Raw genomic sequence first — 24,860 nt, forward strand, 5'->3', positions numbered from 1 at the left:
AGGAGTTATGAGTTATTTGTGTCATTGCTTCTAACCTTAATTCCTCACTTCTAATTCCTCGCTTCTAACTTTATTCTTCAGACGCGATTAATCGCGTCTCTCTTGTACAAACGCGATTAATCGCGTCTCTTTATCACAATGCTCCTGCTGCTGTTTTATCTAGTACCCCTCCACCAAAGTGAGCGGTAATGTTCATTGCTTGCAATACTGGTAAACCATCGATTCCCGAAGGGTAATCGATAACGCTAACTGCGCCATTACCCTGACGAAAACTCCAGAAATTTTCTAGCGATAAACCTAGTATGTGACAAAGCAATGTTTTGTTAGTAGCATCATGAGCTACTACTAATACAGTTTTGAATTGATTAGTTGATGCTGTTTGCAAAATTGATTGCCAAGCTGCAACGCTACGCTCCCACACTTGTTGCAAATTTTCTCCTTCAGGCATTTGCACTTGCGTCGGTACTATCCGCCAGCGCTGCAATTCTCCGGGAAACTCTTGCTCTATTTCTATTTCTAATTTCCCTTCCCAGAGTCCGTGACTGATTTCTCTTAAACCATCTTGCAGTTCTAACTTGACATTGGGATGTTGTTTTAAAATAATCTCTGCTGTTTCTTTAGGACGCAGCATTGTGCTACTTACAGCAAAATCAATTTCTACCTCTTGGAGAAATTTGCCTGCTTTTTGCGACTGTTGTCTACCGTTGTCATTCAGGGGGACATCAATTTGCCCTTGAAACCTGGTTTGGCGATTCCATTCAGTTTCACCGTGACGCACTAGCAACAATCGTACTCCTTGATGATCCGGTCGCAATGAGGGTAGACTTTCCCCAGTGTGTTGCGTCTGATTTAAGGATTCTAGTTGGACTGGTTCGCCCAATCCTCCAGCAAAATTTAGTACGGTAATGCCACAGTTAGATTGCTGTATTGAATGGTAGCGACTTGCAGGAATTCCCAAGGCTGTGCTAATCAGGGCGCGATTAATTCCGTTATGTCCCACTATAAGAATAGTTTCGCCTTGATGTTGAGACAACGTTTCTTGCCAAAAATGCCGTGCTTGTTCGTATAAAGCAAGAACAGGAAAATGTTCTCTTGTCCCTTGTGCATCATTAAGCACCATCCGCAGTTCGTCGGGGCGTTGATGCCAAGTGCGGTAGTCTTCGGCAAATTTCTGCTTGACTTCAGCAGTCAATAATGCTTCCCATAAAGGTAGGTCAATTTCTAGCAGCAAATCAGAAACTTGGATTACAGCAAATTGTTCAGGATGAGTAGCTAACTCACTATGGATAATATCTGCTGTGTGTTTCGCTCGTTGCAGGGGACTGCTGTAAATCGCATTAAATAAAATATTGCTGAGGGCTTTGCCTACCTTACTGGCATCGTTACGACCTTTTTCGGTTAATGTTGACGCATCAGTACGTCCCTGAATACGCCGCTCGGTGTTATAACCACTTTGACCGTGGCGTACAATGATGACACGAGTCATCGCAAAGCCCTCCTCTATCTAGACGATTAATTTTACTGCAAAATGATTGCACATTTAGCGATTCAGGAAGGCAGATTTAGTCAAAAAGAGGAAAAGGGCAGGGGGAGAACCCTATAGATAAATGTATTGGCTCTGAAATAAGGACGCATTATTTCTCGCGCTGCGCGTCTTGAAATAAATATTTTTACTTTTGGGCATAAATAAATTTAGGGGCTTGAAACCCAGATGGCAGGGTAATTCCAGAATTTTTCTCCCCTGCTCCCTGCTACCTGCTCCTTGCCTCTTTGGTCAGGTACGAAACTTTATTCTTCTAGGGCATAGATAAACTAAACGATCGCTACATTAGAATTCGTATCAAGGATAACGGTAGCGGAATCCCTACTGAGATTCAGCATCAGATATTTAATTCCTTTTTCACTACTAAGCCAGTTGGCAAAGGAACAGGATTAGGATTATCGATTTGTTACCAAATTATCGAGAGCCATGATGGTCGAATTAATGTGATATCTGATCCAGATTGGGGAACTGAATTTAGTATTGAGTTACCCATTGTGTACTAATAAAAAATATAATATGCGTGTTTTTACTTAATTTTATATAGAACTTACGCAAAAATTGCTAAAAAGCTTAATTTATCGAACCGCCAAGAGCGCCGAGAATTCGTAGACTGTGCCTAAGTCCTGTCACATGGGGATGCGATCGCTTCCCGTGCTGGAGTTGGTAAAACGACGATCTATGGGCGTTACACAGCAATTCCCCGTTTGCCGAGGTTTACTGGACAAAATATACAAAACTCCGATGTGAAGCCTTTGCTAAAGTACTTGAGCGTGCCAAGTCTAGAGGCGAAATTGACAAAAATGCAGATGTGGACTTAATTATCGACCTTGTGAGCGGGTCACTATATTATGCACTAATCTTCAAACCCATAACCGAACCAGTAGAAGCATATATGCGCCGCACCATGAATCTTCTGATGAAGGGAGTAGGGAGTGGGGAGTAGGATTGGGTATTCTTCTTCTCCATTCCCTATTCCCAACTTGTTAGCAAAATAACTTTTCAGTATAGGTCATAAATGAGATGATGGAGAAATTAGAGAAAAAGGTGAACAATTGTTATTTTTCTCCCTCCGCTTCTGGTTGCAGAATGGCATCACAATATTGAATGAGGGTTGTCAAGCGATCGCTAATCGTTTGAAGTCTCGTTTGTGCAGTAGATGCTTGCCGCGCTCCTTGGAAAAACATTACATCCATTTCCAACAGGCGCAATTGCTTGCTCATCTCCGTTTGATAAGACTGAACTCGCCAGTTTTCATCAGCCAAAGGCACAATCTGCTGCCCAAAGAATTGCTGCAATGAGGCTACACGCCGCCGCAGTTCGGGTGCAACAATTTGGGTAGTTGTGGCATCGGAGCGTAATTGCTCTAGTAAGGTTACGAGTGCCAGATATTTCTCACGGTTTAAAGACATCCAGTGCTAGTTAAGATAGTATTAATGTCAAGTAATTTTTCTTCTACAATAAACTTTCTTAAAGACTTATTAGCACTAAAAGCCTCAAATCGTTATTTGAGGCTTTGTTTGCCATCAAGGAATTTTCTTTCTTTATGATCCTTGAAACTCAAACTGGATGCCTACCGTTGACAATGCGAGAATCATCCTTACACTGTTTTTTCTACCCGTCTCTGGGCGACAGCATCTTCTTACTGTGATGTTGCCACTTTTATTTATCATTCACTTAATCTACCGATCCTATCCAAACCTAATTCTATGAGCAGTCTAGCTATAAATTCATCAGTTGATCTAGCCATTCCGGAATGGTTAAAGAAATGTTTGAAGGAATCATCGACAAGTAACGGCGCGGCTGAAGATGACCGAAGGCATAGTGATGCGGTCTTAATTGGTCGCGCATTTGAATTTGCTTACCAACTGCATCAAGGTCAATATCGCAAATCGGGAGAACCATACATTGCTCATCCCATTGCTGTGGCTGAATTGCTGCGTGACTTGGGAGGTAGTGCTGCTATGATAGCAGCTGGATTTCTCCATGATGTAGTTGAAGATACAGAAGTTACAAGCCAAGAAATAGAAGAACGCTTTGGCCCTGAAGTGCGGCAATTGGTCGAAGGTGTCACCAAGCTTTCTAAGATTAATTTCACCAGCAAAACCGAAAGTCAAGCGGAAAACTTCCGGCGGATGTTTTTGGCAATGGCGCAAGATATTCGGGTAATTGTGGTGAAATTGGCAGATCGTTTGCATAATATGCGAACTTTACAATATATGTCAGAAGCCAGCCGCCGCCGCAGTGCCCAGGAAACGCGAGATATCTTTGCGCCCTTAGCCAATCGGTTGGGGATTTGGCGGATAAAATGGGAACTGGAAGATTTGGCTTTTAAGTATTTGGAACCGGAAGCTTTTCGCCAAATGCAGGAGTATGTTTCCGAGAAACGGACGGCGCGAGAAGAGAAATTGGCTAAAGCTACGAAGATGTTGCAACAGCGTTTGCAGCAAGCCGGAATCCGCTTTCAGGATATTAGCGGTCGTCCGAAGCACCTTTATAGCATTTACCAAAAAATGCACCGCCAGCAAAAGGAATTTCATGAAATTTACGATTTGGCAGCGTTGCGGATTATTGTTCAAAGCAATGAGGAATGCTATCGGGCGTTGGCAGTGGTTCATGATGCTTTTCGCCCAATTCCTGGGAGATTTAAAGACTACATTGGGCTACCAAAGCCTAACCGTTACCAGTCGTTACATACTGGGGTGATTGGACTAACTGGCCGTCCTTTAGAGGTGCAAATTCGGACAATCGAAATGCATCATATCGCCGAGTATGGGATTGCCGCCCATTGGAAGTACAAAGAAACAGGTGGTTCTAGTATTAGCCATTTGACAGGTACAGATGACAAGTTTACTTGGCTGCGACAACTGCTAGAATGGCAAACTGATCTCAAGGACGCACAAGAATATCTTGATAGCGTCAAAGATAATCTATTTGAAGATGATGTCTATGTCTTCACCCCTAAGGGGGATGTTGTTCCTTTAAGCCCCGGTGCCACGACTGTAGATTTTGCTTATCGGATTCACACCGAAGTAGGAAATCACTGTTCAGGGGCGCGGGTGAATGGGCGAATGGTTCCACTGTCAACGCGGCTCCACAATGGTGACATTGTAGAGGTTCTAACTCAAAAGAACTGCCATCCGAGTTTAGATTGGTTGAACTTTGTCAGAACTTCGGCGGCAAAATATCGGATAAAACAATGGTACAAGCGATCGCGCCGGGAAGAAAATGTCGCCCGTGGGCGGGAGTTGTTAGAAAAGGAACTTGGTAAAACTGGTTTTGATAGTCTGCTGAAGTCCGATGCAATGGAGACTGTCGCCCAAAAGTGTAATTACCATAGCGTGGAAGATTTACTCGCTGGTTTGGGTTATGGAGAAATTACGTTAAACCTAGTGCTAAATCGTTGGCGAGAAGTGGCGAAGGGGCAACAACCAGCTTCTACAGTGCCGCTATTTATCCCCAAAGAACCAAGTACATCAAAAGCTTTGCGAGATGCACCTCCAACGACTTCTCGCGCCAGTGATTCGCCAATTGTTGGGGTGGAGGGCTTGGTGTATTATCTAGCTGGGTGTTGTACTCCGATTCCTGGCGAACCAATTATTGGTGTAGTAACGCGAGGTAGGGGGATCTCAATTCATCGCCAAGGCTGCCATAATCTGGAGACTGTGGAGTATGAGCGCTTAGTACCAGTTAGGTGGAACCCAGTCGCCGAAAATAGTGGTCGTCCGCATACGTACCCAGTGGATGTACAAATTGAAGCCCTGGATCGCGTAGGAGTGCTAAAAGATATTTTGTCACGGTTGAGTGACCAAGGGATCAACGTCCGCCATGCTCAGGTGAAAACCTGTGCTGGTCAACCTGCATTGATAGACTTAGGAATAGATATACGCGATCGCTCGCAATTAGAGCAAGTGTTCGTCCAAATTAAGAAAATGAGCGACATTTTGAATATCTGCCGCGTTGGTCAAATTGACGAGTAGGTGATTGTTAGGGTGCGTTACACTTCGTTAACGCACCGTTTTAAGCGGCGATTTTAATTTCAAATTTCGCTGAAATATTCAGCCTTGGACAATTGCTTCTAATGGCAAAATTACTGTAAATGTAGACCCTTTTCCTAACTGTGAATCTACTTTAATTTCACCATCCATTAACTGAACCAATCGAGAGACTATTGCTAAACCTAATCCTGTACCATCAGAACTTTGCACTTGGGGAACAGTTATCTCCCGAAAATAGGCATTGAAGATTTGTGCTTGAGCATCTAGAGAAATACCAATACCACTATCAATAATGGAGATAGCCCATTGCTGTTGAGATACCGTCCAGGACTGCAAATGAATTGAACCAAATTCTGTGTAGCGAATTGCGTTACTCAGCAGATTTGTGAGAATTTGCTGAAGCCGGAGTGGATCTGTGGTAACTTGCTCTGGAGCGCGATCGCAATCTACAACTAAGGATAATTCTTTAGCACGCGCTAGCGGCTCAATCATCTCTATAACTGAATTTATTAACTCAGGTACATTAGTGAGAGTGGGGTGTAATTTCATCGCTCCAGCATCATAACGAGAAATTTCGAGAGTATCGTTGATTAAGCGCAGAAGAAGCCTGCCATTCCTGAGAACTCGCTCAATACTTTCAATATTTGAATACGTGTCCTTAAATTCCGGTTGTTCACGATGCTGGCGCAGAAATAAGTCTGAGTAACCAATGATTGAAGTTAGAGGCGTTTTTAACTCATGAGCTAAATGAGAGAGGGTATCTTTATTAGCGCGAACCAAACGAGTTAGCTCTTGATTAGTCAACCGCAACTGACTTTGGAGTTGTTCAAGCTCTTGCAGCCTTCCTTGGGTGTAACTGTTAAAACAACGAGCGATCGCTTCATCAATTACTGTATCAATTAGGCGAACAGCTCTCAACACCTCTTGGGCAGATCCCTGTAATAAATCTTCTTCTAAAAAAGAAAAAATCACAAACCGCAGTAAGCGATACTCGCGTGCAATTTCTGCTGGTTCAAATCCTTGTTCAGCACGAAGTGTGCCGTGTTCTAAACTTGCATCTACTACTGTCTGCAAATCGCTTGTTTCAGATTCAGAAAGTACTGTTGCTAATGCTTTCAAAACGCGGGGTAAGCTATCCCGTACAGCTTTGAAAGTAAGCTCATTAGTAGCTTCAATTTGTTGATCTTGGTAAACTGCTTCTACCCATTGATCAAGAATGGCATCACTTTTTGCAATTAGAGTCTGACTAAAATCCATCTTTTGCTCAACTAAACACAGCGAAGCCTGTTCCAATAGGGGTAGATTAGTACGGCTGATGTTAAGTTCGCACCTAGCATAAGATAGAAATGACGGCTTCTTTCACTATCAACGCTAAAGCGATCGCTTCACAAAACGGTTTGTGTGACAGACATAATACGAAAACTCAAGACCATTAAAATTTTGAGTGTATTTATATAGATATCTTTTGCAGAAACGCGATTAATCGCGTCTCTTAGTTTTTACGGACATCCCAAAACAACTAGAATTTTTCTTCGTATTTAAACTGAGGTTATATAAGTGATATAGCAGCTAAATTGGGCAGATTAGAAAATTATAAAAGTTTGATAAAGTATGTCCAAACTTCTGGTTAGTCAATATCACACAGAAGTAGAAAGAATTATCCAATATGGCGGTTCACGTAAGGAAACATCGATTCGGGTTGCATTTCAAAACTTAGTTAATGAATATTGCAAACCTAGAGAATTTAGGCTTATCCCTGAATTAGATTATAAAACACCTAGTGGCAGACTTGTTTATCCAGATGGCACTGTTAAAGATGCTTTGCGTTTAGATTGGGGCTACTGGGAAAGTAAAGATGAATATGACAATTTAGACCAAGAAATTGAGAAAAAGCTCATAAAAGGCTATCCAGATAGTAACATTCTGTTTGAAGACTCGCAAACAGCAGTTTTAATTCAGGGTGGACAAGAAACTATGCGCGTCCCGATGAAAGATGCTGACGCGCTGGATGGGATAATTACATATTTTATAAATTATGTTCGCCCAGAAGTTAAAGATTTTCGTGAGGCAATTGAAACTTTTAAGCAAGACTTACCGACTGTTTTAAATGCTTTGCGTGACTTAATTGATAGTCAAATCGAAACAAACGCAGCTTTTCAAACAGCGAGGGCTAAATTTTGGGGTATCTGCAAAGAATCAATTAATCCTGAAGTCACTTTGCTGGATGTTAGAGAAATGATGATTCAGCATATTTTAACTGAAGATATCTTTATCAGCATTTTTAATGAGTCTCAGTTTCATCGAGAAAATAATATTGCTCGTGAATTAAAAACTATCATCGATACCTTTTTTACAGGTAGCACTAAAAAGAATACTCTTGGTACTATTGAACGTTACTATGGAGTTATTAGAAGAACTGCTGCGAATATTTACAATCATCATGAAAAGCAGAAGTTTTTAAAAGTGCTTTATGAGAACTTCTATAAAGCATATAATCCGAAAGCGGCTGACAGGCTAGGTATTGTTTACACGCCAAATGAAATTGTGCGCTTCATGATTGAAAGTGTAGATTATTTAGTTAATAAAAATGCTATGAGTGTAGAGAATACAGAGCGAATTAAACGGCAAAATGAAAGTAAAATATCAGTAATTATTGGTAATCCTCCATATAATGCTAAACAAGAAAATTTTAACGACAATAATTCTAATCGTTGTTATGGAGCAATAGATAAGCTAATAAAAAATACTTACATCAAATATAGTAAAGCTCAGAATAAAATTGTTGTTTATGATATGTATACTCGTTTTATTCGCTGGGCAACTGATAGATTAAGTCACAATGGAATTTTAGCATTTATTACTAATTCATCTTTTATTGATGCTAGAACATTCGACGGACTTAGAAAAGTTGTTAGTGATGAATTTAGTGATATTTATATTGTTGATTTGCATGGAGACGTTAGGAAAAATCCTAAGCTATCAGGTACGACACATAATGTTTTTGGTATTCAAACTGGAGTTGCGATTATTTTTATGATAAAGAGGCAAGTAAATAACGGTACACCTTGCAAAATATTTCATACTCGCCGCCCAGATTTTGATACAGTAGAAGAAAAGTTAAAATTTTTAGCTGAAACTAAATTTACTGATATTCATTTTGAACATATTACACCGGATAAAAATCATAACTGGATTAACCAGACAGATAATGATTTTGATAATCTTTTACCATTAGTTGATAAAGATGTAAAAGCTGGCAAAGTACAGGAAGCAGTTTTTAAGTTATTTTCTAGAGGAGTTGCAACCCAAAGAGATGAATGGGTATATGATTTATGTGAGCATAATCTAACTGATAAAATGAAGTACTTTGTCAAAGTTTATCAACATCAGTTAGCTCATAAAGGTGATGAAGTTTCGCAACAAATCAAATGGGATGAAGATTTAATAAGTTATTTGAAAAGAGGAATAAATAAAAATTTTGATGCTGCAAACCTCAAATCCAGCCTCTACAGACCTTTTTATAAAGAAAAACTGTACTTTGATAAACACTTTAATGGTAGAACCTATCAATGGTTTAGTATTTACAAAAAAGATGAAAATAATTACTATATTTGTCTGCCTGGAATTGGTGCATCAAAACCCTTTCAATGCCTAATGACAAATCAGATTACCTGTCTTGATTTTCTTGAGAAAACTCAGTGTTTTTCTCTCTACTATTACGATAAAGATGGAAACCGCATCGACAATATCACCGACTGGGGATTAACCCAATTTCAAACCCATTACAAGGACTCCACAATTAGCAAATTAGATATTTTCCACTACACCTACGCAGTCTTGCACAATCCCGCTTATCGCACCAAATACGAACTCAACCTAAAACGAGAGTTTCCCCGCATATCCTTCTATGATGATTTTCATCAATGGGTTAACTGGGGTAAACAGTTGATGGATTTGCACATCAATTATGAAACTGTCGAACCCTATCCTTTAAAACGAATTGATTTACCTCTCGCTACAAATAGGATACCAAAGGCAAAACTCAAAGCCGATGCAGCCAATGGAACCATTATTTTAGATGATGTCACAACCCTAGAAGGTGTCCCCAAAATTGCTTGGGAATATCGCCTTGGCAACCGTTGTGCTTTAGAGTGGATATTAGATCAATACAAAGAAAAGAAACCTAAAGACCCGACAATTGCTGAAAAATTCAATACATATCGCTTTGCAGATTACAAAGAACAGGTAATAGATTTATTACAAAGAGTCTGCACCGTCAGCGTGGAAACAATGCAGATTATTCAACAGATTTAAGTGTAGCCGATTCTTTCTTTTTCAGTAACTGATAAGTAGGTAGGCATGATTAAATATAAGATGCCATTGCGAGTGAAGCGAAGCAATCCCAGAGACTTTGCGATTGCTTCGCTTCACTCGCAATGACGGAACATATTATATTTATTTACGCCCATTTACTTACCACAATTTATATAAACAGCTTGTTTTGTGACGGGGATTAAAACCCCGTCACAAAACAATACGCTTAGGTTCAGGGTTATTGGTGTAGATGATTGGTTTTTTAAGACGCGATAAATCGCGTCTCTACATCTGGGTTTTGTTGCTCATTGTGAACTGTATTGCGTCACAAAACATAATTACGAATTACGTTAGCGTAGCGGTAGCGAGTCAGACGCTCCTACGTCGCTAACGCTACGCTATCGAGCGTCATGACGAATTACTAACTCCTGCCAAACACACTACCAAGGGCACGCGCCATATTTTGCGGCTGCATCGCATCCATCGCGGCGGTGGGTTCGTAACCGCAGTGAACCATACAATCGGCACACTTGGGATTACCACTCTTCTGGCCATATTGACTCCAGTCAGTTTGTGCTAGTAATTCCTTGAAAGTAGAGTAATAACCTTCGTTCAGCAGATAGCAAGGTTTTTGCCAACCGAGAACGCTATAACTAGGGCTACCCCAAGGTGTGCATTCGTAGTCTTTTTCACCTGTGAGAAAATCTAGAAAGAGCGGATTGTGATTGAAGTTCCAGTTTTTTTCGCCACTTCTGTATGGAGCCAGAATTTCCCGGAAGAGGGCGCGTGTTTGTTCGCGGTGGAGAAAATGATCTTGATCTGGCGCCCACTCGTAACTGTAACCAGGAGAAATCATCATCCCGTCAGTATTTAGTGTTTCCAGAAAGTCAAAGAACTCTTGCATATCTTGGGGTTGAGTACCCTCAAAGATGGTGGTGTTAGTGGTGACACGAAAGCCCTTAGCTTTAGCGGCGCGAATGGCTTTGACAGCAATATCAAAAACACCTTTGCGATCGACACATTGATCGTGCAATTCCCGCATCCCATCCAAATGCACACTAAAAGTTAGGTAAGGGGAAGGTTGAAACTTATCCAGACTCTTTTCTAATAACAAACCGTTGGTACACAAGTAAATATATTTCTTGCGCTCAATTAATCCCTGGACAATCTCATCAATCTGGGGATGTAGCAGAGGTTCTCCCCCAGGAATTGAGACAACCGGTGCGCCGCACTCTTCCACTGCGGCAAAACACTGTTCGGGAGTGAGATTTTGCTTTAAAATTTCCTTTGGATGTTGGATTTTACCACAACCAGTACAAGCTAAATTACAACGAAAAAGAGGTTCCAACATCAATACCAAGGGGAAGCGTTTACGCCCTTTCAAACGCTGCGTAACCAGATACTTCCCAATATCCATCGCTTGTTGTAGATTAACTGCCATTGTTACGATCGCTCCTCTTTTAGATATAAATACACCACAGGAAAACATAAAACCTTCGTAGGGGAGTACATCTGTGCGCCCCTACTGCCTATTCCATCTACACATTAATTGCTATATTTCTCATTTGACATAACCCTGAGCCACAAACCAATCCACAGCCTCCTTGAGTGCAGCGTTCAGCGAAGATTGAGGTAGACCCAATTCTCGGACAGCTTTTGTAGCATTATAATACATAGGTTGTTTCGCCATCCGAACGCCATCCAATGGCACTGAGGGCGATTTTCCCAGGGGGGCAAGAATCTTTTCATCAACCCAGGCAACGCTAAGGGGCAACCAAGCGGGAACAGTTTGGTGAGGTGCTTTTAGACCTGTGATATCGGCGAGTTGTTCGAGTAGTTGCTTTAAACTGAGGTTTTGATGACCTAAGATATAGCGATCGCCTGATTTCCCTCGCTGCAAAGCCAGTAAATGCCCCCATGCCACATCACGCACATCGATAAAATTCAAACCAGTATCCAAGTAAAAAGGCATTTGCCTTCGTAAAAACCGTAGAATTATATCACCTGTAGGGGTAGGTTTGATATCCAATGACCCAATTGGGCTGCTGGGATTGACAATAACTACCTCCTGACCTGTAGCAACGGCTTGCATGGCTTCTTGTTCAGCCAGAAACTTAGACTTTTTATACTCACCCACCAACTTTTCTACGGGACTTTGATGTCTTTCATCGACAACTTCCCCAGATGATCCTACCCCAATTGCCGCAACTGAACTTGTGTAAACGGTGCGCTCAATGTTAGCTTTACGAGCGGCTGCCAACACATTGCGCGTACCCAAAACATTGTGACGATGCAGTAATTCTCGGTCTGTTTGCCAGAGGGAATAATGGGCTGCCACATGAAATAAATATTGACAACCTGCCATCTGTTGCCAAAGATTTGGATCGTTCAAATCGCCTTTAACAATTTCCACATCCAAACCGCGGAGATTCTCCAAATTGCTGCTTGAGCGTGCCAGTGCTTTGACTGTGTAACCCTGTTGCAGCAACAACCGTACCAAGTGGGCACCAATAAAACCCGTACCTCCTGTGACAAAAGCTTGCATTAAGCTGCCCCCCTCTTCTTAAATCGGGGAAACCAATCATCCAAAATGGTGTATACTACCGGCACAACTATCAAACTGAGGATAGTTGAAGTTACTAGTCCACCTGCGATCGCAACGGCCATAGGTGATCGCAATTCCGAACCAGCACCAAAACCCAAGGCGATCGGTAGCATTCCTAAAAGTGTGGAGGCAGTGGTCATCATAATTGGTCTAAGGCGCACTGGCCCTGCCGTCAGAACTGCCTCTGTGCGGTCTAAGCCAGATTTGCGGAGTTGGTTAATGTAATCTACCAGTAAAATGGCATTTTTGTTTGCTAGTCCCAACAAAAATACGAAGCCAATTAGCGATATCATCCCAAAGTCACTTTTGGTGAAGAGTAAAGCCAACATGGCACCGACAATTGATAAGGGCAAAGAAACACCAATAACTACCGGGTCTATCCAGCTTTTAAACAGCAAAATTAGTACTACGACAATGCACAGTGCTGATAAAAGCAAAGTAGTACCAAAACTACTAAAGACTTCACCTTGACGGGCAGAATCTCCTCCCAAGTCTAAAGTTACACCAGCAGGTAACACTGCTTTTGCTTCCTCTACTAATTGGTCTGTGGCACTACCCAAAGACAAATCCTTGCCCAGATTGGCGCTGATATAGGCTACTCTTTGATTGTTGAGCCGCTCAATTTGAAAAACTGTACCCTGCGGGTTTGTTTCACTTGTCACAGTGACATCAGCAAATCCCGGTAATCTTTCGATCCGCTCTTTAATTGCCTTGGCAGCTTTGCTGAGGCTTTGGAGGTTATCGCCTCGTAGTGATGCCTGTAAAGGTTTTTGTCCACCAGTGTCAACAAATTGAATATCTTCGACGCTAGTACTCACACCAGGCAGATTAGGCAAAGACGAACGTAATTGGTCTTGTACTTCCCCCGTTTTGATGTTGCGGTCTTCCTTGAGCTTCACATAAAGCGTACCTTTATTTGGCTCACCCTCACGAGAACCAACAGTAGTAAACACTGTTTCCACTACTGGAGATTTTCTCACTACATCTTCTAGTTTCTTGGCAACCTCTAGAGAATCGTTTAATGGATTGGGGATGGGGAATGAGGCATTGGGGATTGGAGACTGGGGATTGAAATTTCTCGCCTGTCCCTCTGCTCCACTTGGAATAGCCGGCAAGGGTGCGGTATAGGTAATATTGAACTCACCGCGATCTAATTTAGGAATAAACCCTTTGGGAATGAATAGACTCAGTGCCATACCTGCAACAAAGCTAAGTATGGCTAGTGCAATGACTGTTTTGCGGTGGTTTAAAGACCAGTTAAGTAAGTTTCTATAAAATTGGGTAAAATTCCCCCAGATGTTGGCTTTTTGGCGTTGGGGAGTTAAAGTAGCAGGTTTTAACCAGTAGGTAGCTAAGGCTGGTGACAATGTACGAGCAACCAATGTCGAAGCAATCATGGCTGCTGAAACTGTGATCCCAAATGGCTTGAAGAACTGTCCGATTACTCCTCCCATCAAACCAATGGGTAAGAAAACCGCTACTGCTGTAGCAGTGGTGGCGATAACTGTTAAGCCAATTTCATCTGTAGCTGAAAAGGCGGCTTGGCGGGGAGTTTCCCCCTCATCAATATGCCGCATGATGTTTTCGACATCGATAATTGCATCATCGATGACACTACCAATGACTAAAGCTAAAGCCAGCAACGTAATTGTCTCTAGGTTAAAGCCAAAAATCGCCATGACGATAAACGTTGCCAACAAAGATGTTGGAATTGCCAAAGCAGAGATGAGAGTTGCCCGCCAATTCCATAAAAAAGGAAAAATTACCACTATCGACAAAACGATGGCTTCCATCAGCGCATCGATTGTTGACTGGGTAGCTTGGCGGATATATTCGGCTTGCGTGGCAGCTAAGGTGAGGTTAACATCCTTGAGGGTAGAGCGTAGTCTTTGGACTTCTTCTTCAACTCGACTCACTACTTCTAAGGTGTTAGCGTCACCGCGTTTGATTACCTGAAATGCGAGTGCATCTTGACCGTTAAACCTGACTAATGTTGCCCCTGCTTGGGGAATGGCTGCTGCACTTACATTCGCTGGATTTAGGGGAGTTGCAGTAGCACCGCCCAATAGTGAGACTTTTAGGACTCCTGGGAGTTTAGCGATCGCACTCACAATCTCATCTTGCGCCAACTTCGTCAAATCTGTAAGATTCCGCTTGGGACTCTCTATGGCATAGCTAATGGCCGCTGACTCGTTTAGATTTAGGGGAATAATTTTGGAAGTTGCTCCTTGAGGTAGAGTCAACTGCTTGAGGGCAGCTTCAACCTCTTTGGTCGATGTTTCTAAATTCGTTCCAACGGCGAAAGAAAGGGCAACAGCAGTTTGACTCGGATAGGTGGATGAGCGAATATTCTCCAGTCCTTCTAAAGATCGGAGGCGTTCTTCCAGGGGTTTAGTGAGCTTCGTCTCTGTATCCAGGGCAGTTGTTAGAGGGGCTGTAGCATTCACAACCACCACTGGAAAAGTAATATCTGGAAACAAGGCATACTTAAGAGAACTGAAAGCCAGAACGCCAGCTACTGTTACGGCAATCCAAAAACTCACCGTCAGCCACGAAAATTGAATCGCCAATTTGGAAATATTGAAGAGTTCTCGTGCGGATTTGGAGTTATTAAGCTTAACCATCTTGGAAAATTATCGTGTGGGTGACACAATTATTTAGTCATGCTACAGCAATCACCTTCGGTTTGCGAGTTCTGGTTACAACTAAACAGCAATATTACTTATTGTCACTCAGATATGACCCGATCTTTAATACAAAAGGAAACTTCAAGATGAAACTTGGTTCTGTTGAGCATAAGGAATTATTCTGCCAGAGCTTTATAGAAAGCTACAGGGAATACGAGCCTGAAAATCTTCCGTGGCCAGATATGGACGATACAGCCTTAACTTTCCTACGCAGTATCCCTTTCTGGGAGAAAGCTCTGGATGCAGAGCGACAAGCCGGAGCAATAGTTAGTGGTTACGCAGCAAGGGTGAGTGATCCCCTTTTACAAACTACGATCGCCCTTCAAGGTAAGGAAGAATTGCGCCATGCCCGCCTACTACAAACATTAATTGACCGTTACGGTATCGAAATACCAGAACGTCAGCCTATTGAAGTTCCCCAAAATATTGAGCCAATTTTTACGCGCTTTGGCTTTGAAGAGTGCCTGGATACTTTCTTTGCTTACGGGCTATTTGCGATCGCTCGTGAAGCTAATGTTTTTCCAGAGTCTATCTTCACTATCTTTGATCCGATCATAGACGAAGAGACACGCCATATTGTCTTTTTTGTCAACTGGTTTACATATACACAAATTCATCGTGGTCAAGGATTTACCCCACTACGGAGCGTAAAAACCCTCTGGCATTACGGCAAGGCACTCAGCAATCTGATTGCCGTCTTTGGCAATGCTGACTCTAGTAAGACTGGCTTTGCTGCCACCGGTACTGACATTTTTACCAAAGACCTGACATTCGAAAAATTTCTCAGCATTTGTCTATCAGAAAATCAGCGCCGCATGAGCAAGTATGATCCTCGACTACTCCGACCGCAATTACTACCTAGACTTGCTAATATCGCCCTCCGTACCTTGGAGTTAATACCCAAACGTAAACTGGAAACTATTGAGACTAGTGCCTAATTTTTTGCCCATTAACACAATTCTGGTGCCTCAAGGAGCAGAATATAAAGCTGTGTGTCGCGGATTAAGCGGCATTACCGACTCCATCCCAACGGTAGTAGCCATACCTGTTGGGATGAAGCCTTTACTCAAATATCTGCAACAAGGACAATTTATCGCTCCATCGAGAGTGCTGATTATGGGTATATGTGGGAGCTTGAGCGATCGCTACACAGTTGGCGATATTGTCTTGTATCAAGATTGTATTTATCAGGGGAAGCAACAAGAGTGCGATCGCACTTTTACAACACAATTGCACTTTTTAGAATCACAAAAAGTATCTTTAGTCAAGTGTCTGACAAGCGATCGCGTGATTTGGTCTGCGGTCGAAAAACGCCATTTAGGTAAGACTTTGGCGGCTGATGTTGTTGATATGGAAGGATTTACCGCCTTAGAATTTTTCAATGCGGCTGGAGTTGCAGTAGCAATGCTGCGAGTAGTCAGCGACGATTGTCAGCACAATATCCCCGATCTCACACCAGCAATTAACTCTGATGGCTCCCTAAAGCCTTTCCCTTTAGCGATCGCAATGCTTCGACAACCCCTTGCTGCTACTCGGCTGATTCGAGGTTCATTAACAGCATTAAAGGTGTTAGAGCAAGTTACAAATCGGCTCTTTTCTGGTAATAGGCAATAATTTTGTTGCAGAATTAATGGCACACTTACCCGGAGTTTTCATAAGTGAAGAAAAATCATCTATATGACAATACGCTTGGGTTAAGGATAATAGTAGGTTGGGTTGAACAAAGTGAAACCCAACAAATGCCCGAAAATGTTGGGTTTCAGTCCTCAAACTAACCCAATACGGTTCAGTTAAGGCTAAAACTAAGGCTAAAACTCTTTGCCAAAGTCAATTTTTTTTATGAACCATAGAGACGCAGAGAAGCCAGTGCGTTGGGCGGGTTCCCCGACTTGAAGCAACTGGCGCGGCACTGAGAGAATAAAGAAATGCTTAACTGAACTGTATTGCAAACTAACCTACGCAGTCTAAAGTTTTTAAGGCAGATTTTGCCTCGTGTAGCCAAGCTAGGGCTACTGATTTTGGGAATGGAAGGGACAACCCCCTGCCGTTAATTTCTGAAGAAAAACATTATTATCAAAATAATGTTCTAAAGACTCAATCTTCAAATCATCACTCACGCGAGCAATACTAATTCCTACGATTTCTACTCTTTCTCCTGTGGGTGCATAGTTTTTATAGGAACCATTAAATGTTCCCCAATGCCGCCACTTAAAAGTAACATTAGGTGGCCCCGAAAGAACTTCTGTTAATTCCCAAAGAAAACCATGAGGAAAAGCATTATGAAAAACCTGAAATGAAGATTCAAAGGTTTCTGTTTCCGAGCTATACTGCTCACTTTCACCCAGGAAGAGATTATAAGTACCTTCGAGCGCGACATCCTCAGCAGTGTATTGTTGTCCTCCATTGGTACTCATCTTAAACTTATCAGTAACAATCGAAAGCCACTGTTGAGGATTAGATTTATTAGAAGCTTCCATCTCAAAATTTCGGACTAAGTTTTGAGCTATGGCTTCTAAAGAACCTTCTGGATGCTGAAATTTACTCTCTTGATGAAGAAATTCATTGGTGTAAGAATAATCCGGGCGTTTTCCTTCTCGCCACTGTACTTCTTCATCATGAGCAATCACGATATCTCTATCTTGTACCCAGAGTGGTAATTCTGTGGTTTTTTCGCTACTCATACAAGTTGACTCGCTATAAACAACATTTCTAAGAATAAAGTTTTATGGATACGAGTAAATCAAAAAATCTCTAAAATTAAAAAATATTTATAATTTACTCAATAAAATTGACTTTTTACGCAAATCCGAATAATGCCAATTATCTAAGAAGCTGCACAAAATCAGGCTTAGAGCTTAAGCTGAATTTATCACAAAATGAGAATCAAGAAGGGACAAGAACTGGTTTAGTCTCAGTATGCTTTCAAAATACCAGCCGGAATTCTATATTTGCTTTAATATCAGATGAAGAAAAACTAATAAATACTGACAGTATAATCATCAGTACAAGTTGGTTTAAATGACGATTTTTTTGGTGCAATTTTACAAAAACTTTATCGTTATAGATATTAAGTAGAAAACTATATTGGGAAGCATAAATATATAACCTTATCAAGGTTGGGTTCCATGAGAGCTAATTCAACAGAATTGTGAATCAAAACATTCTTTTGTCAGGATGGCTCGGAACTAATTTGCCAACTATTGAACAGAATTTATGAAACTCAATCAGAACCTCTACCTCTACTCGTTCCTAGCTCGTTTCCGATGGCTCAAGAAAAGTTACACCGCTAAAATCATGTTGGTGGCATTTTTGGGCACTCACGTACCGCTTTTGACCTTACTTTTGAGTTTCGTCATCTCAAACTCCTATTCTTTAGAGATGGCGATCCGAGTTATGATCATTGCTCTGTTGGCTACATTAGCGGGTACGGCCGTCACTCTCTACGCCCTACACCACCTCCTCAAACCGGTTATTTTGACATCAGCTGCATTGCAAAATTATCTAAGTACCAAAACCCTACCTGAATTGCCTACGGAATTTGCTGATGAAGCCGGTACATTGATGGCAGATACCTCACAAACTCTTCACAAATTAGATGAGTTAATTCACTACATCAGTAATTATGATGATCTAACTGGATTACCCAATCGTGATTTATTCCGCGATCGCCTCTATGAAATTCTATCCAAACCTGAAAACAACCAGCGTCTTGTAGCTGTCTTTTTGCTAAGTATTGATGATTTCACTGTTATAAGTCATGGGTTGGAGCATGAGGCAATAAAATTATTGTTAAGAGCAGTTGCCCAGAGGTTATCAACCTGCATAACACAAACACATATTCTTGCCCATTTGAATGGAGATGAATTTGCTCTTGTGCAAATGGAGATTCATTCTTTTGAAAATGTGATTAAGCTATCTCAGGTGCTTTTGAGTACCCTAAGCAAACCCTTTTCTCTAGAAGGTAACTTGATTCATATCACCGCCAGCATCGGCATCACAATTAACGGACTAAATGATCGCAATAGTGTAGATCAACTCTTGCAACAGGCTCATATAGCACTGTATCAGGCGAAGCAGCAAGGGCGTAGCCAATACCAATTTTATTCGCCAGAAATTAATACTCAGTTGCAGGAGCGACTGACATTAGAAAATGAATTACATGGAGCGCTTGAGCGCAACGAAATGCTGGTTTATTATCAACCTTTGATTGATTTACACAGCGGACACATTACAGCTATGGAAGCGTTGGTTCGCTGGCAGCATCCTACTTTAGGTATGATTTCTCCAGCAAAGTTTATTCCGATTGCAGAAGCCAATGGTGCGATCGTACAAATTGGTGAATGGGTTTTGCGAACTGCTTGCGCCCAAAACCGTGCTTGGCAGCTTGCTGGCTTTACCCCAATTCGGATATCTGTGAATCTGTCAGCTCGACAGTTTGAACAACCTTATCTGGTTGAGGTCATTAACCAAATTCTTGAGGAAACTGGACTCCAAGCATCTGATCTAGAACTGGAAGTAACGGAAAGCTTCTTGATGGGTGACATTGAGCGATCAGTTAAAACCTTAAAACAATTACGAGAACTGGGTATATGGTTGGCTTTAGACGACTTCGGTACCGGTTATTCCTCCCTGAATTACTTGAAGCGCTTTCCTGTGAATATGCTCAAGATTGATCGGTCATTTGTACAGGATGTCATGTCCAATCCTGATAGCGCTGCCGTCACTAATGCGATTATTGCCTTAGCGAAGAGCCTACGGTTGAGTATCACGGCAGAGGGTGTGGAAACCCAAGAACAGCTCGACTACCTGCGAATGCAGGGATGTGATGAAGGTCAAGGTTTTTACTTCAGTTGTCCTGTTCCTGCTGATATAATTGCCCCGATGTTGCAGAAAACTTCTCAGCAGATGGAAATAATTACAGCATGAATGCCTAAGCCAGAAAATACCCCCCTGATAGCGTTTCACTTGAATTTTCATAGAAATCGTTATCAGGGGGCAGGGTGAGATAAGGAGAGAGAGCCGGGATTAATGAGGACATAAAAGATCATTTATTTTAAAACTGTGGAAAGCTTTGCAACCATGTGAGCACGAGATGAAACCTCAAGCTTACGAAACATTCTTTTTAAGGCTTGCTTGACAGAGTTTTCAGTAATCCAAAGTTCAGCACTAATTTCTGCATTGGTTTGTCCTTGAGCCACTAAGGAAGCAATTTGCATTTCACGAGGCGTTAAACGCTTTGTCTGTAATAGTGGTTGTTGCAATCGCGCCATTGCCACCCAAGTAGAAATGTGTAGACAAAGCGCACTCAAATCTGTAAGATTTTGTGAATCAAATGCAGGCATTCCTTGCTGACGCGTCAAACCTACTACACCCACTAATTCACCATTGCTAACAATTGGCCCTGCCATAACGTGCCTGTGATCAGCACGAGGACAAATCAACTTCCATGTCTTAGGTTCGACTACCAAAGCTTCATGAACAGGGGCATGGCGTTCTAGCAAGTAGCGTGCAACTGGATTGTGTTGAGGTGATAATGCAATTTGCAGTGCTTTTTGAATCTTGCTGTCAACTAAAGAAATTTGGGCAAAGAAAAACAGCCCGCATCGTGTAGCTGAAAAATACTCACTCATTTTTACGGATATGTGCGATCGCAACGTCTCTTCATCTTGAGCTTGAGCAATTCCATGAAATAGAGATTGTAAGGCAACCATGATTTGCAAAGTGTACTCGTTCGAGGTCTAGGCGCAGTATCGCAACCAGACCTATCTTAGCTTTAGTCACATCAAGTCAAATCCTTTATTTGGTTTTTTGGATTACTTTACTATGACTGTAAATTCTGGCATTGATGACACACAGATATCCGGGCGCTGGATTCAAATCAGTTTTTTGATCGCAGCAGTGCTTTTCAATCTCTGTTTAATAATCCAAATATTCAGTGTTGGACTGGCTTACTTTTACAACTCTGATTGGTGGAAACTACATATTTGGCTCGTGCGAGGATATAGCGGACTCTCACTAATTTTGTTGGTATGGGTGTTTTTAATTCCCTTTCCTCGAAGAGTGCGAAACCTTACAGCAAGTATGCCAGTGCTACTGGGACTGCAATTTCTCACAATTCATTTGCAGACTTCTTTCCCTCTAGCAGTGTTTCACCCATTGATCGGCTTTTCTTTATTCTCTATTTCCACAACCCTAGTGCATCGCACATCGCACATCGTATTTCCCAACTATAACCAAGACTAAATCGTTGCGGAAACACAAGTTTCAATTATTTTCGCGCTATTACAGGAGAAATAAAAGTGTCTCAATACGCTGATCCGTCCGTTGTCGTTGATACCCAGTGGCTTGCAAATCATCTCAACGATCCAAACATCCGCATTATTGAAGTGGATACGAGTCCCGAACTGTACAAAAATGCTCACATACCTGGTGCTGTCTTCTGGAACTTCTTTAGAGATTTACTATTACCGGATTTAAAGATGAATTGGGATGCGATCGCTTTTGAAAAGCTGATGGCACGTTCAGGCATCACCAATGACACCACAGTGATTGCTTATGGCAGTTATCCGGGAACGGGAGCCTGGATTTTCTGGTTATTGAAAGTCTTTGGGCATGAGAATATACGAGTTCTCAATGGCGGCTACCAAAAATGGAAATCAGAAAGTCGTCCGCTAGCAACTGAGTTATCCACGTTTTCTGCTACTGATTACCGTGTCAAAGCTACTGATGCTAGTCTGAGAGTATTACATGATGAAGTTAAAGCATCGATAGGTAAAAGCGATAGGGTGTTGTTGGATGTCCGAACACTGCAAGAATACTGCGGTGAGTGGTTTTTCAATCAGCCACCAAAAGCAGGCGAACGTACTGGACATATTCCCGGTGCAGTGCATCTTGAACATATTTTAACTTTCAACGAGGATGGAACTTTTAAATCATTCAATGAATTGAAAAATCTTTATGAGAGTAAAGGCATCACGACTGATAAACAAGTGTTTCCCTACTGTGCCATCGGAGGGCGTTCTGGATATACCTGGTTTATCTTGAAATATTTATTGGGCTATCCCAATGTTCGCAATTATGATGGCTCTTGGAATGAATGGAGTCGCCTGCCTGATGTACCAATCGAGACGTAGTGAGAGTTATTGGATAATATTACCAATAACCACACCTTTACGGACGGACACCACTACCGTCATCAAGATTAAAATCTCTTAACCTTTCGTTACACTAGAGACATCGAGAAGGAAAAAAGCAAACTTCTCAAAGCTGAAATCAAAGGTGAACGACATGAATGGCACAATTCGCGTTGGTAATCTCTTCGGAATTCCCTTCTATATCCATCCGTCATGGTTTTTAGTTCTGGGTTTGGTAACTTGGAGCTATAGCAGTGGACTGGCGGCGCAATTTCCCCAATTGTCTGCGGGATTAGCTTTGCTACTAGGATTGATGACAGCGCTGATGTTATTTGCCTCTGTCGTCGCCCATGAATTAGGCCACAGTTTTGTTGCGATTGGTCAGGGAATTGATGTCAAATCCATCACACTGTTTATATTTGGCGGTTTGGCGAGTTTAGAAAAAGAATCGAAAACCCCAGGTGAAGCTTTCTGGGTTGCGATCGCCGGGCCAATGGTAAGCTTACTACTCTGCGGTATCGTTACAGCGATTGGTGTTACTACTGCTGCATCAGGGCCGTTAGCTGCAATCCTTGGTGTTTTAGCTTCTGTCAACTTGGCATTAGCTCTGTTTAACCTGATTCCTGGCTTGCCCTTAGATGGTGGAAATATACTGAAAGCTCTTGTTTGGAAAATTACAGGTAATCCTTATAAAGGTGTAACCTTTGCGAGTAGAGTTGGGCAAATCTTTGGTTGGGTAGCAATTCTTTCAGGTGTACTTCCCCTAGTATTATTTGGCAACTTCGGTAATTTCTGGAACTTGTTAATTGGCTTCTTCTTGTTGCAAAATGCTGGTAATGCGGCTCAGTTTGCCAGAGTGCAAGAAAAACTCACAGGTTTGACAGCTGAAGATGCAGTGACTCATGATAGCCCGATTGTCGCTGCTAATCTTACCCTCAGAGAGTTTGCCGATGAGCGAGTCATAAGTGGGCAAAACTGGCATCGGTTCTTAGTGACTGATGATGATGGACAATTAGTAGGTGCGATCGCAGTTGATAATTTGCGAACCATCCCCACAGCACTATGGTCAGAAACTCAAGTCAAAGAAGTTATGCGACCAATTACTGAATCTACCACAGTCCAATCAAATCAACCTCTGCTGGAAGTTATGCAGCTACTTGAACAACAAAAGCTATCTGTGCTTCCCGTAATTCGTGAGAATGGTGTGCTAGTTGGAATCTTAGAAAAAGCTGCAATTATACAGTTACTTCAAAGCCGAACTCAACCGAACCCTGCATAGTTTCAAAAAACGGTAAACCCTTGTAGAGACGCGATAATAAATCGCGTCTCTACATTTTTATCCTCTTAATAGTTCTTTTCCCAAAATTTTTACGAGATATCAGGTATATCCCTAAAAGTGATAAACCCACAACTGGCGAAGATTCGGGTATAGTTTTGATTCTCGCATAAACAGCTGTGGTAGTTGTGGCTCCTTCAAGGGCCTCAACACTTTTCTGACTAACGTCTGGATTAAAACCCGTTAGTTCAAGCGTATAGTTATTACCTTCAAAGGTGAAAATGCGATTACTCAAATTTGTGTCTATAAATACAAAGTCTGCATTGTCTTCAGGAGTTGCTGTTGCGTTATTAGGCGTATTTACTAGATACAATTTGAAGTCAAAAACTTCGTTGATTCCAACAAGAGGGTTAAAGGATACATTAATATTTAAAGGTACAGATTCAACGGCTGTACCTTTAAGTACTGTTCCGTTAAAGTAACTTAAATCTCCTATTTTGAATTCAGAATCAATGCCAGTTGAAAATGAGTTTCCATTAAAGTTAAGTTTATTTGAACCTGTTATTTGACACCCATTAGAAGCATTTGCACTTGGTGGACATACATTAGAATCGCCCCAAGTAAATGTGTTATTTCCCACACCTGTGTATACGGGATTAGTATCCGTGCTTTCTGGAGTAGGTTCTCCCCATGTCCCACTAGAGATACCAGCAAAAGTTAAAGCGTGTGCTTGACTAGAGAAACCAAATCCTGTGGTTACAGCTACAAGAACACTAGATATAGCAGTCGCAAAAACCAAACTTAGTTTCATAACTTAGGTTTCAATTCTCATCCTGGAGCTTTCTGTCAATTATGTCTCCAGTCTACGTTAGTAAATTTACGGAAAATATGCCAACATTTTCATTATATTTTTTATAAAATCTTTCTATTTTTTATAAAAAAGTTATTGAAGAATTTACATTTATTAAGCTTGCTTTATGATTGGGTTAAAAAGTTTTATTAGTTTGTAATTACTAAAATAGTAATTGCGTAGGCGTAGCCCGTTGTAGACATCGCTACTTTACTTGCTTTGCTAATAAAGTGTCAAGTTGATATCATGTTATTGTTTTTCACCCTATCGGTCGAATTCAAGGATCACCACAAGGGATAAAAAAGGACATATAGCAAGCGCCAAGGCGGTTAGGACAAACAGTATAATTAGTGAGTAAAGTAAAACTAGATACAGATGAAGCGTTCAGCTCAAGGAAAGCTCATGCCAAAACCTTACAGTTACGACTTACGCCAGAAGGTAATTCAGGCAATAGAGT

General features: G+C 41.6%; 18 protein-coding genes and 1 pseudogene. 10 read left to right on the top strand and 9 right to left on the bottom strand.

The window, feature by feature from the left end; all coding sequences use genetic code 11:
- Window positions 1–133: 133 nt before the first annotated feature.
- A complete protein-coding gene (locus H6G97_RS12135; protein WP_190940852.1) occupies window positions 134–1,486 on the bottom strand; it encodes a histidine phosphatase family protein in 1,353 nt (450 codons plus the stop codon).
- A gap of 341 nt (window positions 1,487–1,827) precedes the next feature.
- Between H6G97_RS12135 and H6G97_RS12140 the strand changes: the two genes are divergently transcribed.
- Complete coding sequence (locus H6G97_RS12140; protein WP_338421671.1) at window positions 1,828–2,046, top strand: sensor histidine kinase; 219 nt, start codon at window positions 1,828–1,830, stop codon at window positions 2,044–2,046.
- A 239-nt stretch (window positions 2,047–2,285) separates the two neighbouring features.
- Window positions 2,286–2,486 (top strand): annotated as a pseudogene (locus tag H6G97_RS12145) (TetR-like C-terminal domain-containing protein); the annotation flags it as partial.
- A gap of 112 nt (window positions 2,487–2,598) precedes the next feature.
- On the opposite strand, the gene patD reads toward H6G97_RS12145, so the two are convergent.
- Window positions 2,599–2,952 carry a heterocyst frequency control protein PatD gene (patD, locus tag H6G97_RS12150; protein ID WP_190940853.1) on the bottom strand — a complete coding sequence of 118 codons (354 nt, stop codon included), beginning with the start codon at window positions 2,950–2,952 and terminating at the stop codon, window positions 2,599–2,601.
- Between the two features lie 297 nt (window positions 2,953–3,249).
- Between patD and H6G97_RS12155 the strand changes: the two genes are divergently transcribed.
- Complete coding sequence (locus H6G97_RS12155) at window positions 3,250–5,520, top strand: RelA/SpoT family protein (RefSeq protein WP_190940854.1); 2,271 nt, start codon at window positions 3,250–3,252, stop codon at window positions 5,518–5,520.
- A gap of 78 nt (window positions 5,521–5,598) precedes the next feature.
- On the opposite strand, the gene H6G97_RS12160 is transcribed toward H6G97_RS12155, so the two are convergent.
- On the bottom strand, window positions 5,599–6,795 hold the full coding sequence (locus H6G97_RS12160; protein WP_190940855.1) for a sensor histidine kinase: 1,197 nt from the start codon (window positions 6,793–6,795) through the stop codon (window positions 5,599–5,601).
- A gap of 354 nt (window positions 6,796–7,149) precedes the next feature.
- Between H6G97_RS12160 and H6G97_RS12165 the strand changes: the two genes are divergently transcribed.
- On the top strand, window positions 7,150–9,852 hold the full coding sequence (locus tag H6G97_RS12165) for a type ISP restriction/modification enzyme (RefSeq protein ID WP_190940856.1): 2,703 nt from the start codon (window positions 7,150–7,152) through the stop codon (window positions 9,850–9,852).
- A 421-nt stretch (window positions 9,853–10,273) separates the two neighbouring features.
- Here H6G97_RS12165 and hpnH read toward each other — a convergent pair whose 3' ends face one another.
- From hpnH to H6G97_RS12180, 3 genes are all read right to left on the bottom strand, one after another.
- Window positions 10,274–11,293 (bottom strand): adenosyl-hopene transferase HpnH, encoded by a 1,020-nt coding sequence (gene hpnH, locus H6G97_RS12170; protein ID WP_190940857.1) that lies wholly within the window; start codon window positions 11,291–11,293, stop codon window positions 10,274–10,276.
- A 120-nt stretch (window positions 11,294–11,413) separates the two neighbouring features.
- On the bottom strand, window positions 11,414–12,397 hold the full coding sequence (gene hpnA, locus H6G97_RS12175; RefSeq protein WP_190940858.1) for a hopanoid-associated sugar epimerase: 984 nt from the start codon (window positions 12,395–12,397) through the stop codon (window positions 11,414–11,416).
- On the bottom strand, window positions 12,397–15,081 hold the full coding sequence (locus tag H6G97_RS12180; RefSeq protein WP_190940859.1) for an efflux RND transporter permease subunit: 2,685 nt from the start codon (window positions 15,079–15,081) through the stop codon (window positions 12,397–12,399). The genes hpnA and H6G97_RS12180 overlap by 1 nt, the downstream gene beginning before the upstream one ends.
- Window positions 15,082–15,230: 149 nt before the next feature.
- On the opposite strand from H6G97_RS12180, the gene H6G97_RS12185 reads away from it, so the two are divergent.
- Complete coding sequence (locus H6G97_RS12185; RefSeq protein WP_190940873.1) at window positions 15,231–16,082, top strand: ferritin-like domain-containing protein; 852 nt, start codon at window positions 15,231–15,233, stop codon at window positions 16,080–16,082.
- A complete protein-coding gene (locus H6G97_RS12190) occupies window positions 16,075–16,758 on the top strand; it encodes a phosphorylase family protein (protein ID WP_190940860.1) in 684 nt (227 codons plus the stop codon). Before H6G97_RS12185 ends, H6G97_RS12190 begins: the two co-directional genes overlap by 8 nt.
- 395 nt (window positions 16,759–17,153) lie before the next feature.
- Here the strand turns inward: H6G97_RS12190 and H6G97_RS12195 are convergent, their stop codons facing one another.
- Window positions 17,154–17,825, bottom strand: a complete 672-nt coding sequence (locus H6G97_RS12195; RefSeq protein WP_190940861.1) for a nuclear transport factor 2 family protein — start codon at window positions 17,823–17,825, stop codon at window positions 17,154–17,156.
- Window positions 17,826–18,357: 532 nt separating this feature from the next.
- Here H6G97_RS12195 and H6G97_RS12200 point away from each other — a divergent pair.
- Window positions 18,358–20,070 carry a putative bifunctional diguanylate cyclase/phosphodiesterase gene (locus H6G97_RS12200; protein WP_190940862.1) on the top strand — a complete coding sequence of 571 codons (1,713 nt, stop codon included), beginning with the start codon at window positions 18,358–18,360 and terminating at the stop codon, window positions 20,068–20,070.
- A 122-nt stretch (window positions 20,071–20,192) separates the two neighbouring features.
- Here the strand turns inward: H6G97_RS12200 and H6G97_RS12205 are convergent, their stop codons facing one another.
- Window positions 20,193–20,855, bottom strand: coding sequence for a LuxR C-terminal-related transcriptional regulator (locus H6G97_RS12205; RefSeq protein WP_190940863.1), 663 nt, complete (start codon window positions 20,853–20,855; stop codon window positions 20,193–20,195).
- Between the two features lie 112 nt (window positions 20,856–20,967).
- Here H6G97_RS12205 and H6G97_RS12210 point away from each other — a divergent pair, with 112 nt between their 5' ends.
- The 3 genes from H6G97_RS12210 to H6G97_RS12220 all read left to right on the top strand — a co-directional run bounded on the left by H6G97_RS12210 (window position 20,968) and on the right by H6G97_RS12220 (window position 23,556).
- Window positions 20,968–21,387 (top strand): DUF6220 domain-containing protein, encoded by a 420-nt coding sequence (locus H6G97_RS12210; RefSeq protein WP_190940864.1) that lies wholly within the window; start codon window positions 20,968–20,970, stop codon window positions 21,385–21,387.
- A gap of 56 nt (window positions 21,388–21,443) precedes the next feature.
- A complete protein-coding gene (locus H6G97_RS12215; protein ID WP_190940865.1) occupies window positions 21,444–22,277 on the top strand; it encodes a rhodanese-like domain-containing protein in 834 nt (277 codons plus the stop codon).
- Between the two features lie 154 nt (window positions 22,278–22,431).
- A complete protein-coding gene (locus H6G97_RS12220; RefSeq protein ID WP_190940866.1) occupies window positions 22,432–23,556 on the top strand; it encodes a site-2 protease family protein in 1,125 nt (374 codons plus the stop codon).
- A gap of 49 nt (window positions 23,557–23,605) precedes the next feature.
- Here the strand turns inward: H6G97_RS12220 and H6G97_RS12225 are convergent, their stop codons facing one another.
- A complete protein-coding gene (locus H6G97_RS12225; RefSeq protein WP_190940867.1) occupies window positions 23,606–24,364 on the bottom strand; it encodes a choice-of-anchor K domain-containing protein in 759 nt (252 codons plus the stop codon).
- Window positions 24,365–24,860: the final 496 nt, after the last annotated feature.

It is taken from the genome of Nostoc flagelliforme FACHB-838, assembly GCF_014698065.1.
Lineage (GTDB): Bacteria > Cyanobacteriota > Cyanobacteriia > Cyanobacteriales > Nostocaceae > Nostoc > Nostoc flagelliforme_B.